The following is a 21,795-nucleotide window of genomic DNA, read 5'->3' on the forward strand; positions in this document are numbered from 1 at the left end:
CAACAAAATCCGTCCGGCAAAACGGGCGGGTTTTTGGCTTTCAGGGTAAGGTGCGGCCAGACGCGGCATTGAAAACTCGCGCCACATTGCTAGGTTCGCCCGACATCGTCGGTTTCGCGGTGTCGGGAGACCTTCATGACGCTTTCCACGCCTGTCGACCCCAAAGCCGCGAAAGCGCTCGACCCGCTGCCGGCCGGACATCCGCCGGTAAAGGCAGGCAAGATCGGCGTCATGTTGGTCAATCTCGGCACGCCGGACGGTACTGATTTCAAGCCGATGTGGCGCTATCTCCGCGAATTCCTGTCCGATCCGCGCGTTATCGAGCTCAACAAGGCGATCTGGTATCCGATCCTCTACGGCTTGGTGCTGACCACGAGACCGAACAAGTCCGGCGCCAATTACGCCAGGATATGGAACCGCGAGAGGAACGAGTCGCCGCTGCGCACCTACACCCGCGCGCAGAGCGAAAAGCTGGCCGCAGCGCTCATCGACCTACCCGATGTCGTGGTCGACTGGGCGATGCGCTACGGCAACCCCTCGACCGCGAGCGTCGCTCAAAGGCTGGTCGAACAAGGCTGCGACCGCATCCTGTCGTTCCCACTCTACCCGCAATACTCCGCGACCACCACCGCGACCGCCAACGACCAGCTGTTTCGCGCCTTGATGAAGATGCGCCGCGCGCCTGCCGTGCGCAGTGTTCCGCCCTACTATGACGAGCCGGTCTACATCGAGGCGCTCGCCCATTCGATCGAACGGCATCTGGCAACGCTAGACTTCGAGCCCGAGGTGGTCATCACCTCCTATCACGGTATCCCGAAGCCCTATTTCGAGAAGGGCGACCCCTACCACTGCCACTGCCAGAAGACGACACGGCTGTTGCGTGAACGACTGGGGTGGAATGAAAAGAAGCTGATCATCACCTTCCAGTCGCGTTTCGGCGCCCAGGAATGGCTGCAGCCCTACACCGACAAGACGGTCGAGAAACTGGCGAAGGACGGCGTGAAATCGATCGCCATCGTCAATCCCGGCTTTTCCGTCGACTGTATCGAGACGCTGGACGAGATCGGCCGCGAAGTGGCGGAGACCTTCCATCATGCGGGCGGCGAGCAATTCGCCCATATCCCTTGCCTGAACGACAGCACCGAGGGCATGGCGGTGATCGAGGCGATGGTGCGGCGCGAGCTGTCGGGCTGGGTCTGAGGCCGCCACGTTGCGGCGATCGATCGCCGCAGTTGCGCTATTCCATGCACTAATAATCAGCGATCACCTGATTGTAACATTATTGAAACACACCTAAGTGTTTGGTGAAGTCGGTTGCATGGAATCAACGCCATGGCCGGCATCTGAGGGAGATTCAAATGGACTTCAGTGGTTTCGGTATTGCGATTGGTGCGCTTGCCTTTCTGGTATTGGTGCTTCTTATCAAAGGCATCCGGACAATCCCGCAAGGCTATAATTATACGGTGGAGCGCTTTGGCCGTTACACCAAAACACTAAGCCCCGGCCTCAACCTCATCGTGCCGTTCGTCGACCGCATCGGCGCCAAGATGAACATGATGGAGCAGGTGCTCGACGTTCCGAGCCAGGAAATCATCACGCGCGACAACGCCATTGTCGGCGTCGACGGCATCGCCTTCTACCAGATCCTCAATGCGGCGCAGGCCGCCTACCAGGTCGCCGGCCTGGAGAACGCCATTCTCAATTTGACGATGACCAACATCCGTACCGTCATGGGCTCGATGGACCTCGACGAATTGCTGTCGAACCGCGACGCCATCAACGAGCGCCTGCTGCGCGTCGTCGACGAAGCGGCGCATCCGTGGGGCATCAAGATCACCCGCGTCGAGATCAAGGATATCAATCCGCCGGCCAACCTCATCGAATCGATGGGTCGTCAGATGACGGCCGAACGTAACAAGCGTGCGCAGATCCTCGCCGCCGAAGGCCTCAAGCAGTCGCAGATCCTCGAGGCCGAAGGCCGCAAGGAAGCCGCCTTCCGCGACGCCGAGGCACGCGAACGCTCGGCCGAGGCCGAAGCGCGAGCCACCCAGGTTGTATCGGAAGCCATCTCCAAGGGCGACGTGCAGGCACTCAACTACTTCGTGGCGCTCAAATACACCGAAGCGATGGGCAAGATCGGTACCGCCAACAACAGCAAGGTCGTGCTGATGCCGATGGAAGCCTCGGCGCTGATCGGCACGCTCGGCGGCATAAGCGAGATCGCCAGGGAGGTGTTCCGCAGCGAAGGCACCGCCGGCGCCGCCAGGCAGGCAGGCCGCCCTCCGGTGGTTCGCCCGAATGAGAACTGAGACCTGACGAGAACTGAGGTCGCGAGCATGATCCCGAAAAGTGGGAACCGGTTTTCGGAAAAGATCATGCTCCACAGGAAGTAGGAGCGCACGCCCATGTTTGACCGCATCATTTCCGAACTTGGTCCGTGGAACTGGATGGTTCTGGGCTTCGTCCTCCTGGTGATGGAGGTCATCGCGCCAGGAATATTCATGCTGTGGATCGGCATCGCCGCATTGGTAATCGGTGTGATTTCCCTGCTCATCTGGGACGCAAGCTTCTGGGCCTGGGAAGTCCAGGTCCTCGCCTTCTTGGCGCTGTCGCTGGTCTCGGCCTTCGTCGGCAAGAAACTAGTCGGCGGGCGTAATGTCCCGAGTGATCAGCCGCTGCTCAACCGGCGCGGCGCGCAGTTGGTCGGCAGGATGGCAACGCTGGCCGAGCCGATCAAGGACGGTCGCGGCCGCATCAAGCTCGGCGACACGCTGTGGCGCGTCTCCGGTCCCGACCTGCCGGCCGGCACGCAGGTGCGCGTCGTCAGTTCGGCCGACACCGATCTGGAACTGACCGTCGAGGCTGTTTGACATTTCGAAAGCGCATGGCGCTTTCGATCCGGAAAATCAGGGCGCGTCGCGTAGGGCTTCCCGAACGCGACGCGTCCTTTGATTTTTTCAGGCGGCGCCGATGCGCAGCAGGTCGTGCAGATGAACCAGTCCCACGAGCCGCCTGCCTTCGACCACCATCAGGCTCGTAATGGCCGAATTGTTGATAATCTGCAGCGCCGTCGCCACCAGCGTGTCCGGTGTGGCCGTCTTCGGCTTTTTCGTCATCACCTGATCGACGCTCATTTCCATGAGATTGCTGCCGATGTGACGCCTGATGTCGCCATCGGTGATGATGCCCACCAACGCGCCATCCGCCGTCGCGATCGCCACGCAGCCGAAGCCCTTGTTCGACAATTCGAGGATCGCCTCGCGCATGCCCGTGCCGGAAGCCACCAGCGGCAGCCTTTCGCCGACATGCATGATCTCGTGGATCTGCGTGAGATTGGCGCCGAGCTGGCCGCCGGGGTGGAATGTGCGGAAATGGTCGGGCGTGAAGCCGCGCGCTTCGAGCAGCGCTATAGCCAGCGCATCGCCGACCACCAGTTGCAGCAGGGTCGATGTCGTCGGCGCCAGGCCGTGCGGGCAGGCTTCCGGCACGGACGGCAGGAGCAGCACCACGTCGGCCGCGCGCGCCAGCGCCGAGGCCGCGCCCGCGGTAATCGCAATCAGCGGGATCGAGAAGCGCCTGGAATAGGCGACGATGCCCATCAATTCTCTGCTCTCGCCGGACCATGACATGGCGATGATGGCATCGTCTCTGGCGATCATGCCAAGGTCGCCATGATTGGCCTCCGCCGGATGGACGAAGAAGGCAGGCGTGCCGGTCGAAGCCAGACTGGCCGCGATCTTAGTGCCGATATGGCCGCTTTTGCCGACGCCGGTGACTATGACGCGGCCATTGATGCGCGACACCATGTCGACGGCGCGGGCGAAAGGTTCGGCCAGTTCGTTCTCCAGCGCGGCGGCCAATGCCGCCACGCCGGCCTGTTCCGTGGCTACCGTTCTCAGCGCCGAGGCGATCGAAGCCTCCAAAGGCTTCTTTTCTTGGGATCCCGCATGCATGGCTGATGCGATTAGCGCTTTGCCGTTCGCCTGTCCAACAGAATTGCCGTCCAGCCATGTCCGACAGGCACCCCTTCAACCCTCCGTTAACCATCCCCGTTTACGGTTCGGTAAGTATGGCGCGCTTGCGCCGCGCAAGCAGTGGTGACGATGTCGCGGGCCCAACCTCAAGAGAAAAAAGGTCGAACGGGCAGAGCGTTTTGCGCTCTGCTTCTGGCGACGAGCGTGCTCGCTTTGCTGCGGCCAACTGCGCTTCATGCCCAGGAGACCGAGCTGCGCGGCGAAGTTTCGGAATCGGCGATCCTGTCCGACCAGCAGCGCCGGGCCAGGCAATTGAGCAAGGCCAACACGCAGGTCAAGCCCGCCCCTGCCGACACCGCCCCCACGGGAAACACGCCAACCGCTTATGTGCCGGCCAGCGATGGCGCCTTGCCTGATGACACCGACCCGTCACAGGCCGGCGCAAACAGCATTTTCGACCCGCCGGCGACCATCGACGATTCGTTCGCCGACAAGCCGCCAACCGTCCTGCCACGCCGCCCGTCGACGGCAAAGCAACGCGCCGACGCGGATGCAGACAAGGCCAAGGACAAAACCAAGGCTGCCGACAAGAAGAAGCCTGGCAAAGCCACGGACCAGACCACCACCGGAACGACTCCGGACGGCACTGCGGCAGGCGACGCCGATCAGGACATAGCCAACCGCCGTGTCCTCACCGTCGACGGCGTCGACCGACGAAAGCTCGACCCCGGCGCCGAGCGCACCGACGCCATCGAGGGCCTGAAGAAGAAGCTCGAGGACGACCCGTACGCGGCAACCGGCATCAAGGTCGGCTCGTTCCTGCTGCGGCCGGCGCTCGAGCAGGGCGTTGCCGTCACGTCGAACGCCGATTCCAGCGCTGGCGGCAAGTCGGCGGTGCTGTCCGAAACGGCGCTGCGTTTCTCCGCCGCCTCCGATTGGCGCGAGAATTCGGCGGTCATCGACGGCTACGGTAATTTCCGCAACACCATTTCGGGCCAGAAGATCAATGAGGCACGCGGCCGTATCCAAGGCACGTACAATGTCGACCTCGACAATGAACTGCGCGCCATCGCCAAGCTCGGCTACGAGATTGCACCGGAATCGGCCTCCGCGCCCGACGCCATTGCCGGCGTCAAATCGCAGCCGATCCGCCAGACGGTCGACGGCAGCCTCGGCGTCGAGAAGGACGTCGGCAAGATGCGCTTTGCGCTGACCGGCGCCGTCTCCCACGACATCTATGGCGATGCCGAACTTACCGATGGCACCTCGCTGTCGCAGAAGGACCAGGACAACACGCTCTACACCGCAACGTTGCGGACCGGCTATGAAATTTCCCCGGCTCTGACGCCCTTTGCTGAGATTGAGCTCGGCCGCCGGGTATATGACCAACGGATCGACAACAAGGGCTTCGAGCGCTCTTCGACCCGGCTTGGCGCGCGCGCCGGTATCGAAGTCGACATGGGCGAGAAGCTCAAGGGTGAGTTCTCGGCCGGCTGGCTGAGGGAGGCGATCGACGACAAGAACCTGGAGGCGATTTCGGGAGCCACCATCAATGCCGACCTCAAATGGTCGCCCGAGCGCGGTACCATCATCGGCCTCACCGGGCGAACCACGGTCGAAGGCACGACGAATGCCGGTAAGAGCGGCGACATCCTCTATTCCGGCCGCCTCACCGGCGAGCGGCAGATCCGCGCCGACCTGACCGGCAACGCAGCCCTTGGGCTCGACTGGCGCAATTACACCGGCTCCGACGGCCATGACATGACGCTGAGTGCAGAGGCCGGGCTGACCTGGTGGCTGAACCGCTATGTCGGCCTCACCAGCCGCGCCCGCACCGAAAAGCTGACCAGCAATCTGCCCGGGCGCAACTACACCGCCAACAGCATCTATTTGGGGCTGAAGCTGCAGCGGTAGCTAAAAAGCAGCGCCGCGACGCTCGGACGGCTTCATCTCATCGAGCAGCGTGCGGATGACGCCGGCCATGTTCTCGTTCATGTCGCTGCGCCACAGCGCGAAGGCGACATTGGCCTCGACGAAGCCTTCCGGCGAGCCGCAATCGAAGGTGCGGCCCTGAAAGTGGTAGCCAAAGAAGGGCTGCTGCTTTTCCAGCTTCAGCATCGCGTCGGTGAGCTGGATCTCGTTGCCGGCGCCCTTTTCCTGGCTTTCGAGGATCTTGAAAATCTCGGGCTGCAGGATGTAGCGGCCGTTGATGTAGAGATTGGACGGCGCGGTGCCGGTCTTCGGCTTTTCGACCATCTCGGTGATGCGGAAGCCGTGATGCGTGTCCTCGCCGCGGCCGACAATGCCATATTTGTGGGTTTCGGCCGGATCGCATTCCTGCACCGCGATGATGTTGTTGCCGGTCTCCTCGTAGAGCTCGACCATGGCCTTCATGCAGCTCTTTTCGGACTGCATGATCATGTCGGGCAGCAACAGCGCGAAGGGTTCGTCGCCGACCAGTTCCCGGGCGCACCAGACGGCGTGGCCGAGACCCATCGGCACCTGCTGGCGGGTGAACGAGGTCTGCCCCGGGCCCGGCTGCAGCCGCTGCAAGCGGGCCAGCTGATCGTCCTTGCCGCGCTGTGCCAGCGTATCATAGAGCTCGAACTGGATATCGAAATGGTCTTCTATGACCGCCTTGTTGCGGCCGGTGACGAAGATGAAATGTTCGATGCCGGCCTCGCGCGCCTCATCGACGACATACTGGATGACCGGCCGGTCGACGACGGTCAACATCTCCTTGGGAATGGCCTTGGTGGCCGGGAGAAACCGTGTGCCGAGACCGGCGACTGGGAAAACTGCCTTGCGAACTCGTTTCATGCGTCAATTATCCGTTTGAGGGCGTGCCCGGCAATCCCGCCTCGCGACATTTTCGCGCCGGAATTGGGGATTATCGGGCCATTGAGGGAAACATCAACCGGTAAAGCATCCAGGTGTCTTTTCGTTCCAGGCGCCGCCTATGGTAAACCAATTGCTAACCCGGTTCGGCGATGAATGGTCTTTCCTGAGATAGAGAAAGGGGAAAATATGTCCGTTCGCAGTGCCGCAAAACTCTTTACCAGCGTGCTGACGGCGGCCAGCCTCTCGCTCGCCTTGCTGATGCCGGCCGGACCGGCCTTCGCCGATGCCGGGTTTCGGCAATGGGTCGTCGGCTTCCGCGCCACCGCCGTGGCGGGCGGCGTTTCCGGCGCGGTCTACGACCGGGCGTTCCGGGGCATCAATGAACCCGACCCGGTGGTGCTGGAAAAGGCACGCACCCAGCCCGAATTCACCGCACCTGCCTGGGACTATTTCGACAACCGCGTCCACGACCAGTCCGTTGCCGTCGGCCAGCAGATGGCCAAAAAATGGAAGCCGTGGCTGGAACGGATCGAGGCGAGGTTCGGCGTCGACCGCTACATCCTGCTCGCCATCTGGTCGATGGAATCGAATTACGGCGAGATCCTCAAGCGCGACGACATCATGCGCAATGTCATCCGCTCGCTGGCAACCCTCGCCTATGGCGACCCGAAGCGTTCGAAATTCGCCCGCACCCAATTGGTCGCGGCGCTGAAAATCCTGCAGACCGGCGACATCGACGAAAGCCACCTGATGGGCTCCTGGGCCGGCGCCATGGGCCAGACCCAGTTCATCCCGACCAGCTACCAGCATTATGCCGTCGACATGGACGGCAACGGCAAGCGCGACATCTGGAATTCGATCCCCGATGCGTTGGCGACATCAGCCAATCTGCTGAAGAAGAATGGCTGGCAGGGCGGCAAGACCTGGGGCTACGAGGTCACCATTCCGGCCGGCAAACTGCCTGCCGGCTCGAAGACATTGGCGCAGTGGCAGGCGCTCGGCGTCGCCAGGGCCAATGGCAAGCCGTTCAAGAACGCAACCGACAAGGCGACGCTGAAAGTGCCGGACGGCCGCGGCGGACCGGCATTCCTGATGATCAAGAACTTCTCCGTCATCAAGGCCTACAACAACGCCGACAAATATGCCCTGGCCGTCGGCCTTCTTGCCGACGAAATCGCCGGCTCTAATGGTCTGGTGCAGGACTGGAAGCGGCCTTTCACCAAACTGTCCTTCGAGGAAAGGCAGGAGTTGCAGAAGCGGCTTTCGCAGCACGGACTTTACGACGGCAAGTTCGACGGCAAGATCGGTGACGGTACGAAAACCGCCATCATGACCTATCAGGCAACGGTCGGCTTGACCCAAGACGGGTATCCGAGCATGGAAGTGCTCAAATGGCTCAGAAAGAAATAGAGCCGGCGACGGCAGCGCGCATCTGCGACGCGCAAGGGATGCCGTAGCATCGGTCTGTGCATGATCCCCTGCGAGGGCCATGCACCAAGTGATGGAGAGGGTGCTTGGTTCCGGCAGCGCGTATCCGTGTGATCGTTTTCCGCTTGCCGATCCTCATTCTGGCCATCGTCGTCCTGGCGACGGGGGTCGCCGGCAGTTTCCACACACCGGCTTTGGCGCAGGAGCAACCGCAGAACCGCGGCTGGTCGCTGCGCGACCTTCTGTTCCCGCGCCGCAGCGAACGCATCGAGCCGCCGCTCGACGTCCGCAAGGCAAAGCCGAAGGTCAAGAAGAAGCCCCGTGCACCCGTTGAACCTTCCGCTCCGATTGTCGAGAAGACACCGGATGCCCGCGTCATTCTGGTGATCGGCGATTTCATGGCCAACGGCCTGGCCGAAGGCCTCGAAACAGCCTTTGCCGACAATGCCAACGTCAGAATCGTCGAGCGCGCCAACGGTTCTTCGGGTTTCGTGCGCGATGATGTCTACAACTGGCCCGAACAGGTCAAATCGCTGGTCGAGACCGAAAAACCCTCCGTGGTCGTCGTCATGCTCGGCTCCAACGACCGCCAGCAGATGCGCGTCAACGATGTGCGCGAGCAGCCGCGCTCCGAGAACTGGACCAAGGAATACGAACGCCGGACCGAAGCCTTGGGAAAGGCACTGGCGGCGACCAAGGTGCCTTATCTGTGGGTCGGCATGCCAGCCTTCAAGACGCCGAAGATGACCTCCGACATGCTGGCATTCAACGACATCTACCACTCGGCTGCCGAGAAGAACGGCGGCGAATTCGTCGATGTCTGGGATGGGTTCGTCGACGAGAACGGCGCCTTTGTCTCGACCGGCCCCGACATTAACGGCCAGGCCGTGCGGCTGCGCTCCGACGACGGCATCAACGTCTCGAAAGCCGGCAAGCGAAAGCTCGCCTTCTACACCGAAAAGCCGCTGGCCAAGATCCTCGGCCTGGCAGCGCCGGGAAGCGTGGTGACGGCTGCCGCACCGGCCGGCGCCCCGGTCGAGGCGCCGTCGCTGCCCGCCGCCCCGATCGTGGTCGACCGCACCGTTCCGATGCTGCTCAACGATCCGGCGCTCGACGGCGGTACTGAACTTCTCGGTGCGGCGGCGGCGCCGAAAGCCAATCCGGATCTGCCCGGCGAAAAACTAATCCTCGAAGGCAAGGCGCCCGAGGCCTCGCCCGGCCGCGCCGACGACTTCTCGTGGCCGCCCAAGGCCGCTGCCGCGACGGATACGACGACGGCGATCAACCGTTAACGGGGGAGTACCGTCGACCCCATCAGCGCTTCATCGATCGAGCGCGCGGCCTGGCGGCCTTCGCGGATCGCCCACACAACCAGCGACTGGCCGCGGCGCACATCACCTGCGGCGTAGAGCTTGTCGACGCTGGTCTTGTAGTCGCGATCGTTGGCTTCGACATTGCGGGAACGGCGGCTGTCGGTGGTGATTTTCATCTCACCGTCCAGCTCTTTCGCGACGCCGGCGGCAGCCGGTCCGGCAAAGCCGATGGCGATGAAGGCGAGGTCTGCACGGATGACGAATTCGGTGCCGGCGATCGGCTTGCGCTTCTCGTCGACTTCGCAGCATTTGACGCCGGTCAGTTGGCCGTCCTCGCCGATGAATTCGAGCGTCGCCACCTGGAATTCGCGCTCCGCACCTTCGGCCTGTGAGGACGAGGTGCGCATCTTGGTCGCCCAGTAAGGCCAGACCGAAAGCTTGTCTTCCTTCTCCGGCGGCTGCGGGCGGATGTCGAGCTGGGTGACGCGCACAGCGCCCTGGCGGAAGGCGGTGCCGACGCAGTCGGACGCGGTATCGCCGCCGCCGACGACGACGACATGCTGGCCGCCGGCGATGATCGGATGCGACGGCCAGGCCACCGACTGGATCGGCTCGCCGCCGACGCGACGGTTCTGCTGCACCAGATAGGGCATGGCGTCATAGACGCCGCCGAGATCGTCGCCCGGAATGTTGGCCGGACGCGGCGATTCCGAACCGCCGCAATAGAGCACCGCATCGTATCCGGCGAGCAACTCTGCCACCGGCTTGTCGACGCCGACATTGACGCCGCAATGGAAGGTCACGCCCTCGCCCTGCATCTGCTCGATGCGGCGGTCGATATAGTGCTTCTCGATCTTGAAGTCGGGAATGCCGTAGCGCATCAGCCCGCCGGGACGGCTCTCACGCTCATAAACGCTGACCTCGTGGCCGGCGCGGCCAAGCTGCTGCGCCGCCGCCATCCCTGCCGGGCCGGAGCCGATGACAGCGACCCGCTTGCCCGTCTTCTTCTCTGGCGGATAAGGCCGGATATGGCCGGTTTCATAAGCCTTGTCGGCGATTGCCTGTTCGACAGTCTTGATGGCAACCGGAATGTCCTCGAGGTTCAGCGTGCAGGCTTCCTCGCAGGGCGCGGGGCAGATGCGGCCGGTGAACTCGGGGAAATTGTTGGTCGAATGCAGGTTGCGGATCGCATTGTCCCAGTCGCCATTGTAGACGAGGTCGTTCCAGTCCGGGATCTGGTTGTGGATCGGGCAACCGGTCGGCCCGTGGCAGAACGGGATGCCGCAATCCATGCAGCGCGCCGCCTGTTTCTCGACCTCCTTGTCCGACATCGGCAGCGTGAATTCACGAAAATGCCGGATGCGGTCGGAGGCCGGCTGGTACTTGTGCACCTGCCGGTCGATTTCGAGAAAGCCTGTTACCTTGCCCATAGTCCAGTTCCTGCTGTCCAGATGGTGCGGTTTTCGCACCCGTTAACCCCTTGAGGCAGCCGTGGCAACCTTGCATCCGAGGTCAAACTGTCGCTGAAAGTTCCGCCGGGAAGCCTGCGCCTCCCGGCAAGTCGAAAAACCTATTCCGCCGCCACGCCCATGCGCATGCGTTCCATCTCGATCAGCGCGCGGCGGTATTCGACCGGCATGATCTTGCGGAATTTCGGCCGGAAGGTCGTCCAGTCGTCGAGTATCTCGCGGCCGCGTACCGAACCGGTGAAATGGACGTGGTTCGAGATAAGCTGGTAAAGCCGTTCCTCGTCATGGGTGGTCATGTCGCCCGAGACGTCGACGCGACCCTTGTGGTCGAGGTCACCGCCATGATGCAGCAGCCTTTCCATCAGATCGTCTTCTTCCGGAACCGGCTCCAGCTCGACCATCGCCATGTTGCAGCGCGCGGCGAAATCGCCGGCCTCATCCAGAACATAGGCCACGCCGCCCGACATGCCGGCAGCGAAGTTGCGACCGGTCTGGCCGATGACGACGACGATGCCGCCGGTCATGTATTCGCAGCCATGATCGCCGACGCCTTCAACGACGGCGGCGACGCCCGAATTGCGCACCGCGAAGCGCTCGCCGGCGACACCTGCGAAATAGGCCTCGCCCTCGGTCGCGCCATAGAGGACGGTGTTGCCGACGATGATCGATTCCGCCGCGACGATCCTGGACTCCTCCGGCGGCCGGATGACGATGCGTCCGCCCGACAGGCCCTTGCCGACATAGTCGTTGGCCGCACCGACGAGATCGAACGAGATGCCGCGCGCCAGGAAGGCGCCGAACGACTGGCCGGCGGTGCCGGTCAGCTTCACCTGGATCGTGTCCTCGCGCAGGCCCTTGTGCCTGAAGCGCTTGGCGACTTCGCCCGACAGCATGGCGCCCGTGGAGCGATCGACATTGCGGATGTCGACCTCGATCTTGACCGGCTGCTTGCTTTCGAGCGCGGGCTTCGCCAGTTCGATTAGCTTGCGATCGAGTACATCGTCGATCGGGTGTTTCTGCCGTTCGGTCCAGTGCACCGCCTCATGCGGCGCGTCCGGCTTGAAGAACATCTTGCCGAAATCGAGCCCACGCGCCTTCCAATGCTGGATCATCTCGCGCTTTTCCAGCAGGTCGCTGTCGCCGATGATCTGGTCGATATGGGTGTAGCCCATCTCGGCCAGCAGCCCCCTCACCTCTTCCGCAACATAGAAGAAGAAGTTGATGACATGCTCGGGCGTGCCCTTGAAACGCTTGCGCAGAACCGGGTCCTGCGTCGCGACGCCGACCGGGCAGGTGTTCAAGTGGCACTTGCGCATCATGATGCAGCCGGCCGCGATCAGCGGCGCGGTCGAGAAGCCGAACTCGTCGGCGCCGAGCAGCGCACCGATGATGACGTCGCGCCCCGTGCGCAAGCCGCCATCGACCTGCAGTGCAACGCGCGAGCGCAGCCCGTTCAGCACCAGCGTCTGGTGCGTCTCGGCAAGGCCCATTTCCCATGGACTGCCGGCATGCTTGAGCGAGGTCAGCGGCGACGCGCCGGTGCCGCCATCATAGCCGGAGATGGTGATGTGGTCGGCGCGCGCCTTGGCGACGCCCGCCGCGACCGTGCCGACACCGACTTCCGACACCAGCTTTACCGAGACATCGGCCGCCGGGTTGACGTTCTTCAGATCGTAGATCAGCTGCGCCAGATCCTCGATCGAATAGATGTCGTGATGCGGCGGCGGCGAGATCAGGCCGACGCCAGGCGTCGAGTGCCGGACCTTGGCGATGGTGGCGTCGACCTTGTGGCCGGGCAGCTGGCCGCCCTCACCGGGCTTGGCGCCCTGCGCGACCTTGATCTGCATGACATCGGAATTGACGAGATACTCGGCGGTGACGCCAAACCGCCCCGAGGCGACCTGCTTGATCGCCGAACGTTCGGGGTTCTTGCTGCCGCCGGGCAGCGGCAGATAGCGGTCGGCCTCTTCGCCGCCCTCGCCGGTGTTCGACTTGCCGCCGATCTGGTTCATGGCGCGCGCCAGCGTCGTGTGTGCCTCGCGCGAGATCGAGCCGAACGACATCGCCCCGGTCGAGAAGCGCTTGACGATATCGGCCGCCGACATCACGTCCTCTATCGCCACCTTCTTGCGGCCGGTCTCTTCCGCAAGCTTGATCCTGAACAGGCCGCGTATGGTCTGGGCACGGGCCGTCTCGCTGTTGATCTGCGCGGAATACTCCTTGAACGTCTCCCACGAGCCCTGACGCACGGCGTGCTGCAAGGTGGCGACGGCGTCGGGCGACCACATATGGGCTTCGCCGCGCATGCGGTACATGTACTCGCCGCCGACCTCGAGGCTGTTGCGCAGCACCGGATCGTTGCCGAAACCGTCGGTGTGGCGGCTGAGCGTCTCGGCCGCGACCTCGTCCAGGCCGACACCTTCGATCAGCGTCGCTGTGCCGGTGAAGTACTTCTCGACGAAATCCGACTTCAGCCCGATGGCGTCGAATATCTGCGCGCCGCAATAGGACTGATAGGTGGAGATGCCCATCTTCGACATCACCTTGAGGATGCCCTTGCCGATCGACTTGATGTAGCGCGAGACCACCTCGTAGGCGTCAACCTCAGCCGGCAGTTCGCCACGCTTGTGCATGTCGAGCAGCGTATCGAAGGCAAGGTAGGGGTTGATCGCCTCGGCGCCGTAGCCGGCGAGACAGCAGAAATGATGCACTTCGCGCGGCTCGCCGGATTCCACGACCAGGCCGACCGCGGTGCGCAGACCCTTGCGGATCAGATGGTGGTGCACGGCAGCCGTCGCCAGCAGTGCCGGAATGGCGATACGGTCGGGACCGACCTGGCGGTCGGACAGGATGATGATGTTATAGCCGCCGGCGACAGCGGCTTCCGCCCGCTCGCACAGACGTTCGACCGCGCCCTGCATGCCGGCAGCGCCCTCGCTCGACCCGTAGGTGACGTCGATGGTCTTGGTGTCGAAACGGTCCTCGGTGTGGCCGATCGAGCGGATCTTTTCCAGATCGCCATTGGTCAGGATCGGCTGGCGCACTTCGAGCCGCTTGCGGCGCGAATTGCCGACCAGGTCGAAGATGTTCGGCCGCGGCCCGATGAACGACACCAGGCTCATCACCAGCTCCTCGCGGATCGGGTCGATCGGCGGGTTGGTGACCTGGGCGAAATTCTGTTTGAAATAGGTGTAGAGCAGCTTCGACTTGTCCGACATCGCCGAGATCGGCGTGTCGGTGCCCATCGAACCCACGGCTTCCTGGCCGGTGGTCGCCATCGGCGACATCAACAGCTTGGTGTCTTCCTGCGTGTAGCCGAAAGCCTGCTGGCGATCGAGCAGGCTGACATCCTTGCGCAGCGCGCGCGGCTCGACCGGCTTCAGATCCTCGAGGATCAGCTGCGTGTTGTTGAGCCAGGTCTTGTAGGGATGCCTGGTGGCGATCTCCGACTTGATCTCCTCGTCGGAAATGATGCGGCCCTTGGAGAGGTCGATCAAAAGCATGCGGCCGGGCTGCAGCCGCCACTTCTTGACGATCCTCTCCTCCGGCACCGGCAGCACGCCGGCCTCTGACGCCATGATGACGCGGTCGTCGTCGGTGACGATGTAGCGCGCCGGCCGCAGCCCGTTGCGGTCGAGCGTGGCGCCGATCTGGCGGCCGTCGGTGAAGGCGACCGCGGCCGGCCCGTCCCACGGCTCCATAAGCGCTGCATGGTATTCGTAGAAAGCCTTGCGATCGGCATCCATCAGCTTGTTGCCGGCCCAGGCTTCCGGGATCAGCATCATCATGGCGTGGCTGAGGCTGTAGCCGCCCTGGAACAGGAATTCGAGCGCATTGTCGAAGCACGCCGTGTCGGACTGGCCGTCATAGGAGATCGGCCACAGCTTGGAGATGTTGTTGCCGAACAGTTCGGAATCGACCGAGGCCTGGCGCGCCGCCATCCAGTTGTTGTTGCCGCGCACCGTGTTGATCTCGCCATTATGCGCGACCATGCGGTAGGGGTGCGCGAGCTTCCATGACGGGAAGGTGTTGGTCGAGAAGCGCTGGTGGACGAGGATCAGCGCGGTCTCGAAACGCGGATCCGACAAATCCTTGTAATAGGCGCCGACCTGGTAGGCCAGGAACATGCCCTTGTAGACGATGGTACGCGCCGATAGCGACACACAGTAGGCGCCGATATCCTTGTTGTTGTTCTCTGCGTAGATGCGGCCGGAAATCACCTTGCGCAGCAGGTACAGCCTGGCCTCGTATTCCTCGTCATCTGGAATGTCCGATGTGCGGCCGATGAAGACCTGGCGATGGAACGGTTCGGAGGCCGCAATATCGGGCGCCTTCGACAGCGATGAATTGTCGACCGGCACGTCGCGAAAGCCGAGCAGCGGCAGCCCTTCTGACTGCGCCGATTCGGCGATGATCTCTTCGATATGCGCGCGCAGTGCCGCATCCTGCGGCATGAACCAGTGGCCGACGCCGTATTGGCCTGCCGCCGGCAGTTCGACGCCCTGGGCCGCCATCTCTTCGCGGAAGAAATGATCGGGAATCTGCACCAGCACGCCGGCGCCGTCGCCCATCAGCGGATCGGCGCCGACAGCGCCGCGATGCGTCAGGTTTTCGAGCACGAAGAGCCCGTCCTTGACGATCTGGTGCGACTTCACGTTCTTCATGTTGACGATGAAGCCGACGCCGCACGCGTCATGCTCGTTGCGCGGATCGTAGAGACCCTGCGCGGCCATGCCATTGGTGGTCAGGCCGTTGGTGGTCTGGCCTTCTTTGGTCAGAACGGTATTTTTAACGGCTGCCGCTTTCGTCTGCGCGGCCTGGCCGATAATCGCAGATGGCGTCAGTTCCGTCATCGTCCTGTCCTCCGTTCCGGCCCCTTGCACGTCTAGCATTTGGGGCGCTGGTCTACCTTGGGAAGCGACTGGCTTCCGCTCTCATCTTGCGGCACGTCTTTTCGAAATCCTTGGCGGACCGTGCGGTGCACCGCCGGTTCGTATCCGGTATCGTACAGGCCACAGCCGAGCCGTCTACCCGTCGCTCGCGGCAACGGCCGGAGTGGCCCAAATGATACGCCAATCCAGCCTGACTTGTGCGACAAAATAAGACAGCACTACTGTCCTAAATTTTTATGTCAGAAATCCTGGGCGTACACAAGACCGATTCACCAAATTCTTGGACGTTTGGCGACAGAAAATTACGTCGGGCGCTGTCGAAACGAAATTTCGGTCCCGGCACTCCTTCGTGATCGCCTTTGGCTTTACCGCTTTTTCAGCCCTTGGCCCTTGCGCGTCAAACCCCGAAACGGCCATGGTCGCGCTCTTGTCGCAACCAGACTTTCTCAACCAGACAGGGACTTTCCTGATGTTCTTTGCATCCGACAACTGGGCGGGCGTCCATTCCAACATTGCCGCCGGGCTGTCAGCCAACGCCGGCGGCTTTTCGACCGCCTATGGCGATGGCGATCTCGACCGCGCCGTCTACCAGCGTTTCAGCGAGATCTTCGAACGCGAGGTCGCGGTGTTCTTCGTCGCTACCGGCACGGCGGCCAACTCGCTGTCCCTGGCCGCTTACAACAAGCCCGGCGGCATTTCCTTTGCGCACCGCGAATCGCACATCATCGAGGACGAATGCGGCGCGCCGGAATATTTCAGCGGCGGCTCGCGTCTCCATGCTGTCGACGGCGCCCTGGGCAAGATCGACCCGCACAATCTTGAACGGGCCGTCGCCCGTTTCGCACCCGAAATCGTCCATTGGGGACGCCCGACGGCCGTCTCGATCACCCAATCGACCGAAGTCGGCACAGTGTACGGGCTCGACGACATTTCCACCATTTCGGAGATCGCCAAACGCTTTTCCCTGCCGCTGCATATGGACGGCGCCCGTTTTGCCAACGCATTGGTCGCGCTTGAGACGACGCCGGCCGAAATGACCTGGAAGCGCGGCGTCGATATCGTCTCGTTCGGCGGCACCAAGAACGGCTGCTGGTGCGCCGAAGCGGTGGTGCTGTTCGATCTAGACCGCGCCAAGGAGCTGTCCTTCCTGCGCAAGCGCGCCGCACAGCTGTTCTCCAAGTCGCGCTTCATCGCAGCGCAGTTCGACGCCTACTTCACGGACGGTCTGTGGCTGGACATGGCCCGTCATGCCAATGCCATGGCCGCGCGCCTGGCGGCTGCGATCGAGGATTCGGCAACGGCTAAGCTCGCCTGGTTGCCGCAGGCCAACGAGGTGTTCGCGGTGATGAAAAAGGCGGAAGCCGAAAGGCTGCAATCCCTCGGCGCCGCCTTTTACGACTGGCACAGGCCGCACGGCTTCGACGGCCATGTCGGCGACGACGAGTTGCTCTATCGCTTCGTCACGAGCTTTGCCACGACTTCAGATGAGGTCGATCGCTTCGGGCAGATGATCGCCTGAACCCGCGAGACCGCGCCAATGACAAAGCCACCTCTCGGCTCAACCATGCGGCTGGTTCGCCCGGCGCCAAACGTGCTCGGCTTCTATGATGGCCGCGTTGACGGCGTTCGCGCCTGGTCGGACGAGCCGAACTGGCTGGACGACGGCGCCTATGCCCTCGGCATCTGCCCCTATGCGATCGTCGATGGCTCGCAGGCGCTTGTCTACGACACGCATATTTCGCTGCCTCACGCGCGCTTCATCAGGCAGACGCTCGAAGACATGGGCGCAACATCGATCCGGGTCGTGCTCAGCCACTGGCATGACGATCATATTGCCGGCAATGAGGTGTTTCAGGATTGCGAGATTATCGCCAACACGCTCACCGCCTCGGCGCTCGCGAACAACCGGGCGGAGATCGAAAGCAGTGTTCCACCGATCAAGCCTCTCGTGCTGCCGAACAGGACCTTCGAAGGCGGTCTTGACCTCACCGTTGGATCGATCGCCGTCGAGCTGCGTCAGGTCGAAATCCACAGCCATGACGGCACGGTGCTGTTCATGCCTGGGAACGGCCTGCTGCTGGCGGGCGACACGCTCGAGGATCCGATCACCTATGTCAGCGAGGCGGATCGGCTGGCGCAACATCTGGTCGATCTCGAACGCATGAGCGGGTGGCCGATAGACCGCATCTTGCCCAATCACGGCTCGCTCGAAGCGATTGAGCGAGGCGGCTACGACAAAGGCCTCATCGCCGCCACGCAAGCCTACGTTCAAAAACTGCTTCGCTGCCGGCATGAGCCTGATCTTGCGAAGCAGGATCTGAAAACCTTCGGCGCCGACATGTTCGCCACGGGCGCGGTCGAGTACTTCGCGCTGTACGAGCCCGTCCACCGGCAAAACGTCGAGGCCGTTCTCGCAACCGGCACCGGTCGCTAAGCAAGGAAAGGCCGCGCCAAAAGCTCGAGGCCAAGCAAGATCAGGAAAATAAGAAACCAGCGCCGGAAGGTCGCCGGGCTGATCCGCTGCCGGAGCAACTGTCCGAGCCACATGCCGAGCAAGGCCGGCGCAACCGCCAGCGACGACATGGCGACATGCCCGACCTGGAACGCGCCGTGCGAGGCAAGGCCGGCAGCGAGCGCGATCGTCGACACGGTGAAGGACAGGCCGAGCGCCTGGATCAGATCGTCACGGCTCAAGCCCAGCGCCTGAATGTAAGGTACAGCGGGCACGACGAACACGCCGGTGCCGCCGGTGACGATGCCGGTAAGGAAACCGACGATGGGCGACGACCAGCGCTCGGCTGACGCGGGAACCGTCAACTGCCGCGCCAGCAGCGTATAGACGGCATAGACGATCAGCGCCGCCCCGAGGCCGGCCGTCGTCCATTTGACATTGTCGCTGGCCAGCAGCCATGAGCCGGCCAGCGTGCCGGCGACGATGCCGACCATCATCAGCCACAGCCGCCTGAGGATCCATCCGAAGCTCGGGCCGGCAAACAGCTGCCAGATATTGGTGACGAAGGACGGCACGATCAGCAGCGAAGCCGCGGCGACCGGCGGCATGATTGTGCCCAGCAGCCCCATCGCCAACGTCGGCAGTCCCATACCGGTAACGCCCTTGACGATGCCGGCCAGCAGGAAGGTCACCGCAATGGTTGCCGTTAGGGCCAGGGAAAAATCAGCCGAAAGATCAGACATCGCCCTTCATGGGAAGACGGCGCCCGCCGCAAAAGAGCCAGAACTCTTCGGTTGGGGTGACAGAGGCTGCGGCGAAAAAAAGCGGCGCCTCGCGGCGCCGCTTTCGTCTCGGGAGGAGACGCTTTCAACCTTGGGCGTTGTGACGCCGCCGTCTTGATCACGCGGCGTTCTTGGCCTCGATCTGCTTGGCGTTGGCCGAAGAGGCGGTAATCGCGATCTTGCGCGGCTTCAGCTCCTCGGGGATGTTGCGCTTAAGGTCGACGAAAAGCAGGCCGTTCTTCAGGGTGGCGCCGACGACCTCGACATGGTCGGCAAGCTGGAAGCGGCGCTCGAACGAACGCGAGGCAATGCCGCGGTAGAGCAGCTCGGAGCCTTCGCCATTGCCCTCTTCCTTGCGCTCACCCTTGACGGTCAGCACGTTGCGGTGGGCTTCGATCGAAATCTCTTCGTCCGAGAAGCCGGCAACCGCCATCGAGATGCGATAGGCGTCCTCGCCGGTGCGCTCGATGTTGTAGGGCGGATAGGTCTGCGCGCCATCGGGCTGGGCCAGCGAGTCGAGCATGGTGAACAGGCGGTCGAAGCCGACGGTCGAGCGATAGAGCGGGGAAAAATCAACGTGACGCATGAGGTGTTCTCCTGTTGAGCAACATGTTTGCGTGTGGCCGGTGCGAAACCCTGGAAAGGCGTTTCGGGTGGACCAGCAGCCCCGACATCGGCGGCTGCATCCGACATTTGGGGAGCGCAAAAGCTCATTTCAAGGATTTTTGAAGAGCGCCAATCGAGGCGTCGATGAACGGCAGATGAACCGCTGCTTCGGCGCCCGTTCAGCCGGCCGGCGCTAGAGTGCCCCCAGGATAAAGAACCAGGCGGCGCCGGATGAAAGCGCCGCGACGAGGCCGACCGGGTGTAACGTCCCTTCCTCCCGGATCGACAGAGGCCGGAAGCACGCCGCCGCAGGCTGCTTCCGGCCTTGCTTGTCGTTCGTCCGCCCCCTTGGCGTCCTCCCTTTGCTTTTCATCCATTGGCGTCTATCACCATGCCGACGCCCTGCCGGGTGAGACACCACGAAGACGCAAGCGCCTAATGACGGATCTCTTCCATCCCACGCCAGGCAATCCGCCGCCGCAAAATGTCGCCGGCGGCTTTTTCACCACGCGCGACGGCAAGAAGATCCGCTACGGCCTGTTTGCCGCGGTCACTCGGCCGCTGAAAGGCACCGTCGTGCTGCTGCCCGGCCGCAACGAGTGCATCGAGAAGTATTTCGAAACCATCCGCAACCTGACCGACCGCGGCCTCGGCGTCGCCACGCTCGACTGGCGCGGCCAGGGCGATTCCGACCGGCTGATCGCCGACCCGCAACGCGGCTATGTCCGCTCCTTCTACGATTACACCGGCGACCTCGAACAGTTCTTCGAGGACATCGTGCTGCCCGACTGCCGCGGCCCGTATTACATCCTCGCCCATTCGATGGGCGCCGTGATCGCGCTGCTCGCGGCGCCGTCGATGGTCAACCGGGTGCGTCGAATGGTGCTGATTGCGCCTTTCCTGACGGTGCCCGACTCGCCCGTGTCGGCAAAAACGGCGCGCCGCGTCTGCTCGGTATTGTGCTTTCTCGGCCTCGGTCGGCTCTACGCCGCCTGGGGTCCGCGTCCCAGGGAAACCCTGCCCTTCGCCCTCAACAAGGTGACATCGGACCCCGGGCGCTATCAGCGCAACACGAAAATCTACGAGCACTATCCGCAACTGGCGCTCGGCGGGCCGACGATCCGCTGGCTGCAGGCGGCAATCAAGGCAGGCGAAGCCATCAGCGAGCCCGACTTCATGGCCAGGATCCAGGTGCCGCTGCTGATGATCGCCGCCGGCGCCGATCAGGTCGTCTCGACCAAGGCCGTGGAAGCCTACGCCAGGCGTCTGCGCCTCGGCTCGCTGCTGATGATCGATGGCTCGAAACACGAGATCCTGCAGGAGGCCGATGTCTATCGCGAGCAGTTGCTCGCCGCCTTCGACGCCTTCATACCCGGCAACGACGACCCCACAGCCTGATGCCGCCGGCGCTGCATGTTACGGCGCCTTGAGCTTGCGCCTGCTGACAGCCTTCTGTCAGGAGCAGCGCCGGCAGCACACAAAGAGCTAAAGATTCTGACAGCCGGTGCCGCCCCGGAATGCTCATCTCTCCGTGTCGAACCGAACGCCAAGGAGATGACGTCATGACCGAGAAAACCTGCGCTGCCTGCGATTGCCAGCTGGACGCCAATCCGATCCGCGTCAAGGTCGGCGGCAAGACCGTCGAGGTCTGCTGTGAGGAATGCGCGATTGCGCTGAACGAAGCCGGCGCATCAGTGGCCGGCAACGGGGAAGCCTGAGCGATGCGCCCCGATCATGCAGCGCAATGCCTCGCACATCAGCCGACAACTCAAACCGCGACGTTCCGGCGGTCCTTGCGGACACAAGGCATCGCGGCGGCCAACTGGATCGGCCGTCAACTGGAAAGGCGCCGAAGCCGCCTTGCCTTGCTCGAAATGACCGACGAACAGCTCAAGGACATCGGCCTGTCGCGCAGCGACGCTCACTGCGAATACATGCGCCGTTTGTGGGACTGAGCCATGGCCGCACGAAGGGCCTGACAGGTGAAGTCTCCTGACAGGTTTGGACAAGCCAATCGCCTAATGTGCCGGAGCAGCTT

General features: G+C 63.0%; 17 protein-coding genes. 11 read left to right on the top strand and 6 right to left on the bottom strand.

The features are described from left to right. The first annotated feature begins 135 nt into the window (after window positions 1-135). The 3 genes from hemH to NKI96_RS03600 all read left to right on the top strand — a co-directional run bounded on the left by hemH (window position 136) and on the right by NKI96_RS03600 (window position 2,870). Window positions 136-1,200 (top strand): ferrochelatase, encoded by a 1,065-nt coding sequence (gene hemH, locus NKI96_RS03590; RefSeq protein ID WP_352802963.1) that lies wholly within the window; start codon window positions 136-138, stop codon window positions 1,198-1,200. Between the two features lie 158 nt (window positions 1,201-1,358). Beyond that, a complete protein-coding gene (locus tag NKI96_RS03595) occupies window positions 1,359-2,309 on the top strand; it encodes an SPFH domain-containing protein (protein WP_023701037.1) in 951 nt (316 codons plus the stop codon). Between the two features lie 96 nt (window positions 2,310-2,405). Beyond that, on the top strand, window positions 2,406-2,870 hold the full coding sequence (locus tag NKI96_RS03600; RefSeq protein WP_023701036.1) for an NfeD family protein: 465 nt from the start codon (window positions 2,406-2,408) through the stop codon (window positions 2,868-2,870). A gap of 87 nt (window positions 2,871-2,957) precedes the next feature. On the opposite strand, the gene NKI96_RS03605 is transcribed toward NKI96_RS03600, so the two are convergent. Continuing rightward, window positions 2,958-3,953 carry a KpsF/GutQ family sugar-phosphate isomerase gene (locus NKI96_RS03605; RefSeq protein ID WP_023671954.1) on the bottom strand — a complete coding sequence of 332 codons (996 nt, stop codon included), beginning with the start codon at window positions 3,951-3,953 and terminating at the stop codon, window positions 2,958-2,960. 150 nt (window positions 3,954-4,103) lie between these two features. On the opposite strand from NKI96_RS03605, the gene NKI96_RS03610 reads away from it, so the two are divergent. Beyond that, on the top strand, window positions 4,104-5,888 hold the full coding sequence (locus tag NKI96_RS03610) for an outer membrane beta-barrel protein (RefSeq protein WP_031201344.1): 1,785 nt from the start codon (window positions 4,104-4,106) through the stop codon (window positions 5,886-5,888). On the opposite strand, the gene galU is transcribed toward NKI96_RS03610, so the two are convergent. Next, window positions 5,889-6,794 carry a UTP--glucose-1-phosphate uridylyltransferase GalU gene (gene galU / locus NKI96_RS03615; RefSeq protein ID WP_023828227.1) on the bottom strand — a complete coding sequence of 302 codons (906 nt, stop codon included), beginning with the start codon at window positions 6,792-6,794 and terminating at the stop codon, window positions 5,889-5,891. It lies immediately after the preceding gene. 207 nt (window positions 6,795-7,001) lie between these two features. On the opposite strand from galU, the gene NKI96_RS03620 reads away from it, so the two are divergent. Both NKI96_RS03620 and NKI96_RS03625 read left to right on the top strand, forming a co-directional pair. Then, on the top strand, window positions 7,002-8,225 hold the full coding sequence (locus NKI96_RS03620; protein ID WP_023695707.1) for a lytic murein transglycosylase: 1,224 nt from the start codon (window positions 7,002-7,004) through the stop codon (window positions 8,223-8,225). Window positions 8,226-8,329: 104 nt separating this feature from the next. Continuing rightward, window positions 8,330-9,535, top strand: coding sequence for an SGNH/GDSL hydrolase family protein (locus NKI96_RS03625; RefSeq protein WP_352510377.1), 1,206 nt, complete (start codon window positions 8,330-8,332; stop codon window positions 9,533-9,535). Here NKI96_RS03625 and NKI96_RS03630 read toward each other — a convergent pair. Together NKI96_RS03630 and gltB are read right to left on the bottom strand one after the other, a co-directional pair. Beyond that, on the bottom strand, window positions 9,532-10,986 hold the full coding sequence (locus NKI96_RS03630) for a glutamate synthase subunit beta (RefSeq protein ID WP_023671207.1): 1,455 nt from the start codon (window positions 10,984-10,986) through the stop codon (window positions 9,532-9,534). The genes NKI96_RS03625 and NKI96_RS03630 overlap by 4 nt on opposite strands. A gap of 140 nt (window positions 10,987-11,126) precedes the next feature. Then, window positions 11,127-15,878, bottom strand: coding sequence for a glutamate synthase large subunit (gene gltB / locus NKI96_RS03635; RefSeq protein ID WP_352802969.1), 4,752 nt, complete (start codon window positions 15,876-15,878; stop codon window positions 11,127-11,129). A gap of 508 nt (window positions 15,879-16,386) precedes the next feature. Here gltB and NKI96_RS03640 point away from each other — a divergent pair. Next, window positions 16,387-17,436, top strand: coding sequence for a threonine aldolase family protein (locus tag NKI96_RS03640; RefSeq protein WP_023728416.1), 1,050 nt, complete (start codon window positions 16,387-16,389; stop codon window positions 17,434-17,436). An 18-nt stretch (window positions 17,437-17,454) separates the two neighbouring features. Continuing rightward, window positions 17,455-18,351, top strand: a complete 897-nt coding sequence (locus tag NKI96_RS03645) for an MBL fold metallo-hydrolase (RefSeq protein ID WP_352802972.1) — start codon at window positions 17,455-17,457, stop codon at window positions 18,349-18,351. On the opposite strand, the gene NKI96_RS03650 is transcribed toward NKI96_RS03645, so the two are convergent. After that, entirely contained in the window at window positions 18,348-19,112 is a 765-nt protein-coding gene (locus NKI96_RS03650; RefSeq protein WP_023701029.1) for a sulfite exporter TauE/SafE family protein, read from the bottom strand. The genes NKI96_RS03645 and NKI96_RS03650 overlap by 4 nt on opposite strands. Before the next feature lie 157 nt (window positions 19,113-19,269). Then, window positions 19,270-19,737, bottom strand: coding sequence for an Hsp20 family protein (locus NKI96_RS03655; protein ID WP_023671202.1), 468 nt, complete (start codon window positions 19,735-19,737; stop codon window positions 19,270-19,272). A 458-nt stretch (window positions 19,738-20,195) separates the two neighbouring features. On the opposite strand from NKI96_RS03655, the gene NKI96_RS03660 reads away from it, so the two are divergent. The 3 genes from NKI96_RS03660 (at window position 20,196) to NKI96_RS03670 (ending at window position 21,712) form a co-directional block, all read left to right on the top strand. After that, on the top strand, window positions 20,196-21,155 hold the full coding sequence (locus NKI96_RS03660; RefSeq protein ID WP_023704020.1) for an alpha/beta fold hydrolase: 960 nt from the start codon (window positions 20,196-20,198) through the stop codon (window positions 21,153-21,155). Window positions 21,156-21,319: 164 nt separating this feature from the next. After that, entirely contained in the window at window positions 21,320-21,475 is a 156-nt protein-coding gene (locus NKI96_RS03665) for a hypothetical protein (RefSeq protein WP_023704021.1), read from the top strand. A gap of 3 nt (window positions 21,476-21,478) precedes the next feature. Next, window positions 21,479-21,712: a DUF1127 domain-containing protein gene (locus NKI96_RS03670; RefSeq protein WP_023671199.1), complete on the top strand. Its 234-nt coding sequence runs from the start codon at window positions 21,479-21,481 to the stop codon at window positions 21,710-21,712. Window positions 21,713-21,795 lie beyond the last annotated feature (83 nt).

The organism is Mesorhizobium sp. M0292 (assembly GCF_040321695.1).
In the GTDB taxonomy this organism is placed as follows: Bacteria; Pseudomonadota; Alphaproteobacteria; order Rhizobiales; family Rhizobiaceae; genus Mesorhizobium.